The sequence below is a fragment of the Amycolatopsis anabasis genome (genome assembly GCF_009765355.1).
GTDB classification, from domain to species: Bacteria; Actinomycetota; Actinomycetes; order Mycobacteriales; family Pseudonocardiaceae; genus Amycolatopsis; species Amycolatopsis anabasis.
In genome coordinates, this window is record NZ_VTHK01000142.1 from 1 (window position 1) to 2,629 (window position 2,629).

The following is a 2,629-nucleotide window of genomic DNA, read 5'->3' on the forward strand; positions in this document are numbered from 1 at the left end:
AATATGCAGGATGCGGTGTTGATCGATTTGGCTGTGAAGGTCAAGTCTGATGTGGATGTTCTGTTCCTGGAGACGGGTTACCATTTCGCGGAGACCATCGGCACCCGGGACGCGGTGCGGACGGTGTATCCGGGGGTGCGGATCGTCAACGCGCAGGCCGTCCAGAGTGTGGCCGACCAGGATGCGGAGTACGGGCCGAAACTGCACGACCGGGATCCGAACCAGTGCTGCCATCTGCGCAAGGTCATCCCGCTGCGCAAGACGTTGTCGCGGTATTCCTGCTGGGTGACCGGGGTGCGGCGGGTGGACGCGCCGACGCGGGCGAACACCCCGATCGTGGGCTGGGACGACCGCAACGGCCTGGTCAAGGTCAACCCGATCGCGGCGTGGACCGACGACGAGTTCAACACCTACCTCACCGAACACGGCATTTTGCAGAACCCGCTGGTGTCGGAGGGGTATCTGTCGATCGGCTGCGCCCCCTGCACCGCGAAGGTGGCGCCCGGGGCGGATCCGCGCAGCGGCCGGTGGGCCGGGCAGTCGAAGACCGAATGCGGCCTGCACGGCTGACAGAAAGGCACCTATGACCACGCTCGAACCCGCGACCGACGCGGCGCGGGACAACCTGTCCGCGCTCGAATCCGAAGGCGTGCACATCTTCCGCGAAGTAGCCGGCGAGTTCGACCGCCCGGTGATCCTGTTCTCCGGCGGCAAGGACTCGACCCTGCTGCTGCACCTGGCGATCAAAGCGTTCTGGCCCGCCCCGGTACCCTTCCCGCTGCTGCACGTGGACACCGGCCACAACTTCACCGAAGTCATCACCTTCCGCGACCACGTCGTGAAGAAGTACGGGCTGCGGCTGATCGTGGCCACAGTGCAGGACTGGATCGACGACGGCCGCCTGACCGAACGCCCCGACGGCACCCGCAACCCCCTGCAAACCCAGCCCCTGCTGGACACGATCACCGCCCACAAGTTCGACGCGGTGTTCGGCGGCGGCCGCCGCGACGAAGAACGCGCCCGCGCCAAAGAACGAATCTTCAGCCTGCGCAACGCCTTCGGCCAATGGGAACCCCGCCGCCAACGCCCCGAACTGTGGAACCTCTACAACGGGCGCCACCGCCCCGGCGAACACGTCCGCGTCTTCCCCCTCTCCAACTGGACCGAAGCCGACGTGTGGAACTACATCGCCCGCGAACACCTCGAACTGCCCTCGATCTACTACGCCCACCGACGCCCCGTCTACCTGCGCGACGGCATGCTGCTCACCGAAGGCCCCTGGGGCGGACCCCGCGACGGCGAAACCGTACGCGAACTGAGCGTGCGCTACCGCACCGTCGGCGACGGCTCCTGCACCGGCGCGGTCGAATCCACCGCCACCACCGTCGAACAAGTGATCGCCGAAGTCCAAGCCAGCCGCCTGACCGAACGCGGCGCCACCCGAGCCGACGACCGCCTGTCGGAGGCCGCCATGGAAGACCGCAAGCGAGAGGGCTACTTCTGATGACGAGCCTGCTCAGACTGGCCACCGCCGGCAGCGTCGACGACGGCAAATCCACCCTCGTCGGCCGCCTGCTCTACGACACCAAATCCGTACTCGCCGACCAACTCGACGCCGTCACCCGCGCCAGCATCGACCGCGGCCACACCACCCCCGACCTCTCCCTGCTGGTCGACGGACTGCGCTCGGAACGCGAACAAGGCATCACCATCGACGTGGCCTACCGCTACTTCGCCACCCCCCACCGCAGCTTCGTCCTCGCCGACACCCCCGGACACGTCCAATACACCCGCAACACCGTCACCGGCGCCTCCACCGCCCAACTCGCCATCCTCCTCGTCGACGCCCGCAAAGGCGTCGTCGAACAAACCCGCCGTCACGCCGCCGTGCTCGCCCTGCTCGGCGTACCCCGACTGGTCCTCGCGGTCAACAAAATCGACCTGGTCGGCCACGACGAAGAAGCCTTCGCCCTCATCGCCAAAGAATTCACCGCCCACGCCACCTCACTGGGCTACCCCGAGGGGGCGGTACTCACCATCCCCGTCTCCGCACTCCACGGCGACAACATCGCCCACCACTCCCCCAACACCCCCTGGTACAGCGGCCCCACCCTGCTCGAACACCTCGAAACCGTGCCCGTCGCCCCCGACCCCCACGACGCCGCGTTCCGGTTCCCCGTGCAATACGTCATCCGCCCCCGCACCCCCCAACACCCCGACTACCGCGGCTACGCCGGACAAATCGCCGCCGGAACCGTACGCCCCGGCGACAAAGTCCTGGTACTACCCCAAGGGCTGCACACCACCGTGGAACGAATCGACACCCCCGACGGCCCCCTGGCCGAAGCAGGCGCGGGCAAATCAATAACCGTGATACTCACCGACGACCTCGACATCACCCGCGGGGATCTGATCGCCGCGGCCGATCGCGCGCCCACCCCCACCGACGAACTCACCGCAGCCCTGTGCTGGCTCTCCAGCAAACCCCTACACCCCGGAACACGGGTGCTGGTCAAACACGGCACGCGCACCGTCCAAGCACTCGTCGAGGAACTCACCGCACGCTTCGACGAACAAACACTGTCCAGTGTGGACAACCCGGAAACGTTGGAACTCAACGACATCGGCC

At 66.9% G+C, this 2,629-nt stretch carries 3 protein-coding genes; all 3 read left to right on the forward strand.

Annotated features, from left to right (window positions below):
- On the forward strand, positions 1–570 hold a 570-nt coding region (locus FXO23_RS50350), incomplete at its 5' end, for a phosphoadenylyl-sulfate reductase (RefSeq protein WP_158896293.1).
- Positions 571–583: 13 nt separating this feature from the next.
- Complete coding sequence (gene cysD, locus FXO23_RS50355; protein ID WP_158896295.1) at positions 584–1,504, forward strand: sulfate adenylyltransferase subunit CysD; 921 nt, start codon at positions 584–586, stop codon at positions 1,502–1,504.
- A partial coding sequence (locus FXO23_RS50360; protein WP_158896297.1) for a sulfate adenylyltransferase subunit 1 occupies positions 1,504–2,629 on the forward strand: 1,126 nt, incomplete at its 3' end. The genes cysD and FXO23_RS50360, both read left to right, overlap by 1 nt.